Source organism: Aerococcus sp. 1KP-2016 (assembly GCF_002252085.1).
GTDB lineage: Bacteria > Bacillota > Bacilli > Lactobacillales > Aerococcaceae > Aerococcus.
The window spans coordinates 52892-59157 of record NZ_NEEY01000008.1; the positions used below are offsets into that span (position 1 = coordinate 52892).

General features: G+C 39.2%; 2 protein-coding genes and 3 pseudogenes. 3 read left to right on the forward strand and 2 right to left on the reverse strand.

Features of this window, described 5'->3' with window-relative positions; translation table 11 throughout:
• The gene (locus tag B9P78_RS03055; RefSeq protein ID WP_233487676.1) at positions 1-381 is read right to left on the reverse strand and encodes a transposase; all 381 of its coding nucleotides are present in this window, start codon (positions 379-381) and stop codon (positions 1-3) included.
• 202 nt (positions 382-583) lie between these two features.
• Positions 584-907 (reverse strand): annotated as a pseudogene (locus tag B9P78_RS10030) (transposase); the annotation flags it as partial.
• 506 nt (positions 908-1413) lie between these two features.
• Here B9P78_RS10030 and B9P78_RS03065 point away from each other — a divergent pair.
• From B9P78_RS03065 to B9P78_RS03075, 3 genes and pseudogenes are all read left to right on the forward strand, one after another.
• A pseudogene (locus B9P78_RS03065) lies at positions 1414-2561 on the forward strand (zinc-dependent alcohol dehydrogenase).
• Between the two features lie 36 nt (positions 2562-2597).
• Positions 2598-4711, forward strand: a pseudogene (gene clpL, locus B9P78_RS03070) (ATP-dependent protease ClpL).
• Between the two features lie 665 nt (positions 4712-5376).
• The gene (locus tag B9P78_RS03075) at positions 5377-5994 is read left to right on the forward strand and encodes a reverse transcriptase domain-containing protein (RefSeq protein WP_094518088.1); all 618 of its coding nucleotides are present in this window, start codon (positions 5377-5379) and stop codon (positions 5992-5994) included.
• Positions 5995-6266 lie beyond the last annotated feature (272 nt).

Sequence of the window (6266 nt, forward strand, 5' to 3'; positions counted from 1 at the left end):
TTAAAAGTAAGCGCCTAATGGAAAGGTACCTAGAAAATGAAAAAGGTGCTGGGAAATAACTAGCTCTAAAAATAAAAACCGCGATGAAATAATCATAAATGTGATTGTTTCGTCGCGGTTTTTATTTTTGACTGATTTGTGTTGAAAAGCTTCCGGTTTTCTTCTAACCTCAAGGGCTAATTTGGTTAGGTTCATGCTCATAAGCATCATTCCAGTGTCAGAATGTACAGCTTGCTTGCCTCTAACGTGGGTTCTTCGCATACCAAATACACCTTTCAATCGACCAAAAATAGTTTCTACGTCAATTTTGCGTTGAGCGTAGATGGCTTTTCCATGATCACTTTCAAGGTTTTCTTTTACATGATGCTTAAATATTCCCAATTGTAATTTACCGACGTCTGGTGTTGGACACCTTTGGGTGTTTTGGCTAATCGATCGAGCTTTTCATTCTATTGCTCCACACAGCCTTGTAAACTTTAAATTGTCTTTCCAAACTATTTTTATCATTCCGAGTGCTGTAGTGTGAAAAGCTAAAGCGGACACCATCTAAGTCAGTATAGTAATCTTCACTCCCATGATAATCTCAGTTATGACGATGTTTTGGATTAGAAGCATATTTTTTACTTTTCTCTTTATGGTACATGCCGTAGGGCATTAAAGGGACTTTATCAAACGTATTCACAACTGTCTGGTAATTTTCTTCACTTCCATACCTTGCAATTAACTGTAAGACGATTTGTTCCAGAATGGATTCATTTTCATGAATATAATACAGTCGGTCGTCTTGCATCTGGATATTTTTACGTAGGATTCGGCTAAACTTAAATTTATCCATGAGTTCTTTTGCTAATATTAATCCGGAATCTGAGGATAAATTTCCATCAGAGTGAGATACCGAGATATTTGAATTGAAAAGTAAACGATTTTGTGTGAAGTTGCCATTGAGAGAACCCTTTTCTTTGGTTTAGTCGCTTTAACCATAGCAGATTGGGGTTCTTTTTGTACACCCAAAGGGTGCGAATGAACGAAACAAAATAGACTATTATAACAAGGTTTTTGAAGCATTTTTGGAAAACCATGAATAATTCAGGATACTGAGAGAATGTTTTTTTGATGACAAAAATTGAGCGAAAATGGCATAAGATTTACATAGGGTTGATGGTGTTTATTTATCTAATCTATATTCCTGTATCGGTCATAGAATAATTATTCACTGTTAGCGACCTTTCAATGCTGGCTTTAGTAGCAAGAATCCCTTGTCGTTTATGAGAAAAGTTCTATGGCACAGCTATAGTGGTACGAAAATAGAGAAGTTAAAACTTAAACGATTACATAACTTTTGACTTATATAAAACAAGATGATAAACTACTTTAAAATATGAAATTATCACTTTTATATGAAGGAGAGATTCTATGCGCGCAGTAACATGGCAAGGAAACGAAAAAATGGAAGTCAAAACGGTCCCGGATCCAACGATTGAAGAACCAACCGATATAATCGTTCGCATTACAGCAACAGCTATTTGTGGTTCTGATTTGCATTTATACCATAACGGGAAACCGGTCATGGAAGAAGACTATGTAGTAGGGCATGAGCCTATGGGCATTGTAGAAGAAGTTGGTTCTGCAGTGACCAAAGTGAAAAAAGGCGACCGAGTTGTTATCCCTTTCAACATTGGTTGTGGAGAGTGTCATTTCTGTGCTCACCATATGGAAAGTCAATGTGACAATTCAAACCCTAATCCAGCGTTTGATCAAGGCGGATTGTTCGGTTTTGGTAAAATGAACGGAAATCACCCCGGAGGGCAAGCTGAATACTTGCGTGTCCCATTTGCAGATTTTACTTCTTTTGTTGTTCCAGAAAATAATCTTCCGGATGAAAAGGTATTATTTCTATCAGATGTACTGCCAACAGCATATTGGAGTGTAGAGCATAGTGGTATGAAACCAGGAGATACAGTAATCGTATTGGGTTCTGGCCCTATCGGATTATTTGTACAAAAATTTGCCAAAATGAAAGGTGCTAAACGTGTAATTGCCGTAGATAACGTCGATCATCGTTTGCAGCATGCGAAAAAAATGAACGACGTAGAGACCGTGAATTTTTCAGATGTTTCTAAAGTTGGTAGTGAATTATATGAAATGACTAAGGGCGGTGCTGAGGTAGTAATTGATTGTGTAGGAATGGATGGTGTAACACCAATCAAAGAAAAAACCAAAGAAATTCTTACCCCGCAAAGCGGTTCTTACTCACCAATTCAAACGGCAAGTGAAGCTGTGAAGAAATTTGGGACGTTGATGGTAACTGGGGTTTATATGACTCCAGCAACGAATTTTCCTTTCCAAGATTTCTTCACTCGTAATGTGAGTATTAAAATGGGACAAGCTCCGGTTATCCACTTGATGCCGAAAATCTATGACATGATTGAAAAAGGGGAATTTGACCCATCGGATATCATTACACATACCATGCCTTTGGAACGTGCTGCTGAAGCATACGATATTTTTGACAAAAAGCAGATAATAATATTAAAGTAGTATTGAAACCCGGTATGTCTTAAAAGAAATAGTATAAATTTTTATGGAGGTGTTGTAATATGGCAAATTTATATGGAAATGATCCTTTTTTCAACAATGATATGGATGATGTTTTCAATCAATTATTTCGGCGCATGGATAATCAAAATTCGGAGCGTGCACGGTATTTAGTTAATGGACAATCGTTGACACCGGATGAGTTTACTCAATACCGAGCAACTGGTAAGCTACCCCAAAATAATAAAACAATAGAAGTATCTAAAGATGGTAAACAGGCTGTTAAAAAGGAGGGATTTTAGAAAAGTTAGGGACTAATTTGACGGAACAGGCTCGTGATGGCTTACTAGATCCAGTGATTGGACGTGAGAATGAGATTCAAGAAACTGCAGAAATTTTGAGTCGTAGAACGAAAAATAATGCGATCTTAGTTGGTGATGCCGGTGTAGGTAAAACTGCAGTCGTCGAAGGTCTGGCACAAGCAATTGTGGCTGGTAAAGTTCCAGAAACGATTCAAGATAAAGAAATCTATTCGATTGATTTATCGTCTTTGGAAGCGGGAACTCAATATCGCGGTTCTTTTGAAGAAAATATTAAACAGCTGGTAGAGGAAGTTAAAGCAGCTGGTAATATTATTCTATTCTTCGATGAAATTCATCAGATTCTCGGCACGGGTGCCACTGGTGGTGAAGATGGTGGCAAAGGATTGGCTGATATCATTAAACCTGCTTTGTCACGTGGCGAGCTGAGTGTAATCGGGGCTACGACTCAAGATGAATATCGCAATACTATTTTGAAAAATGCGGCTTTGGCACGGCGATTCAATGATGTTGTGATTAATGAACCGACGGCCGCTGACACTTTACGTATATTACAAGGTGTTAAAGAGCTGTACGAAAAACATCATCATGTTGTATTACCAGATGATGTTTTGAAGGCGGCTGTGGATTATTCAATCCAATATATACCACAACGCACTTTGCCAGATAAAGCTATCGATTTGATCGACATGACTGCGGCTCATTTAGCGGCTAAAAATTCGCCAACTGATGTTGAGACATTGGATCAACGCCTTAAAAAATTAGAGGCAGCTAAGGAGGCCGCCATTAAATCGGAGGACTTTACAAAAGCCGCTGATATCAAGAAATCGATCGAGGAAACCAAGCAAAAAATTAAAGAAACGGATCAAAAAGAAAAAATCACTGCCACGATTGATGATGTGGCACAATCGGTTGAACGTTTAACTGGTATACCAGTTTCTGATATGGGCGCTAATGATATTGAGCGCTTGAAAAATCTTGATAAGCGTCTGAAAAGTAAGGTAATCGGTCAAGATGAAGCGGTTGAAATGGTAGCAAAAGCAATTCGGCGTAACCGTGCGGGCTTTTCAGAGGGTGATCAGCCGATTGGAAGTTTTCTGTTTGTGGGCCCAACTGGCGTAGGAAAGACTGAATTAGCTAAGCAATTAGCCTTAGATATGTTTGGAAATGAAAATGCGATTATTCGGCTAGATATGAGTGAATATGCTGATCGTACAGCTGTGTCGAAATTAATTGGTACCTCGGCTGGATACGTAGGCTATGAAGATAATGCTAATACTCTAACTGAACGGGTTCGGCGTAATCCATATTCCATTGTATTATTAGATGAAATCGAAAAGGCTGATCCACAAGTATTAACGTTACTGTTACAAGTGATGGATGATGGGCGCTTAACGGATGGACAAGGCAATGTCATTAATTTCAAAAATACGATTATTATTGCTACTTCTAATGCTGGCTTTGGTAATGAAGCATTAAGTGGTGACAAGCAACGAGATCAGTCATTAATGGATAAGTTAGCACCATTTTTCCGCCCAGAATTTCTGAACCGTTTTAATGGAATCGTGGAATTTTCACATCTGACTAAGCAAGACTTAAGTCAAATTGTCGATTTGATGTTGGCGGATGTACAAAAAACTTTAGCCAAAAAATCCATCAAACTTGAGGTGACTAAAGCGGCCAAAGATTGGCTGATGGAACAAGGCTATGATGAAGCAATGGGTGCGCGGCCATTACGGCGAGTAATTGAACAACAAATTCGTGATAAGGTAACGGATTTCTACCTTGACCACTTAGATGTCAAAAACTTGAAGGCTGATTTAGTGGATGATGAGATTGTGATATCGGCAGCTTAGCTTAAATCAGTGATCATAAATAACTTTATGTAAGAGGAGATTTATTAGGAAGGAGATTGCTTGATAGATCTCCTTTTTTGGCTCTTCGACATTTAGTGTTGGTAGAGAAAGATACAACTGAAAATTTAGTCATAACCAGTTAAGCAGAGTGCTTAACTGGTTTTTGTTGTGCGCCCAGCATGGGCGATAACTTGGTGGTGAAAGTCCACTACAGGCTTGGCAGTAGGAACTGTTAGCTGAAGGCAAGGGTGTCCACCGTGAGGGGGAATCTGAAGGAAGCTGAAAGCAAATACTCGCACTGACGAACAGAAATCTCATATGGATGCTGGATTGGGACGGACGAGCTTGCAACACAAAGCAAAGTCCAATACTGCACGAATCCCATTTAGTAAATGAGGCAGTGACATGAGTGGAAGGTTATCGCACCTTACCTGGGGAGGTCTGTCTAGCGATAAAACGATCGTAGTAACAACGAATAGACAGAAGTCAGCAGAGGTCATAGTAGGGAAAATGTACTGAAGGACCGAACAATATTCATACAAAGTATAGATTGGAGGTTAGAGGATACGTTAACTACAGAAAATAACCGAGCGGTTGGCATTCTACAGAGGGACAAGGTGGAACCGAAAGAGTATGTAGATGTGTAGAGTATGCCTCTAGGGAATATGAAGGAAATGTATCGTAAGTCTCCATCGTTGATGGCGCTCGTTGTAAGTAAAGACAATTTACTCGCAGCTGGAAAAGCGGTCAGACGCAATAAAGGCGCAGCTGGAGTAGATAGAATGACGGTTTGGGAAGTAGAAGAACATATTGAAGAGTTTTATTTGCCATTAAGGCAGAAACTTTTGGATGGTACTTACAAACCCAAGCCAGTCAAACGAGTAGAAATTCCAAAGCCTGACGGAACGAAGCGTAAACTAGGAATACCATGCGCACGTGACCGAGTGGTACAACAAGCCATCAGACAAGTGATTGAACCGATTATCGACCCTCAATTTCTTCCTCAAAGTCATGGGTTCCGACCAGGAAAAAGAACACACACAGCATTAAAACAATGCCTAGCGTACTATGAAGAAGGTTATAAAGTGGTGGTGGATTGTGACTTAAAACAATGTTTCGATACGCTTAATCATGGTAAGTTGATGTACCATCTTGAACAGTTTATTCAAGATAAGGCGATTCTTAAGATTATCCGTAAGTTCTTGATGAGTGGTGTCATAGACCTGTCTGGCGAATTGGTAGAAAGTAAAACAGGCGCACCGCAAGGAGGCGTATTATTGTAAAGAACAGTTATAAAATGTAGGAAAATGACAATGTAAAATTGTTGGTTTTCCTACATTTTTTATATACTCTTCTTATCCCCTATAGAATTGGAGTGGAATAGGAATGAGAAGAGATATCAGAGAAGGAGTGAAAAAACATATGATTGATGGCATAAAGCCAATTATACTGCGTTAGCGGAACAATACGGATGTGACTATCGTACGGTTAAAGCAGCGTATGAAGAAGCGTTACAAGGTAATAAACCTAAAACAAGGAGGACATATCCGAGTAA

Coding starts and splice junctions, on each gene's coding strand:
- B9P78_RS03075 (WP_094518088.1), top strand. CDS start 5,377: ATGAAGGAAATGTATCGTAAGTCTCCATCGTTGATGGCGCTCGTTGTA.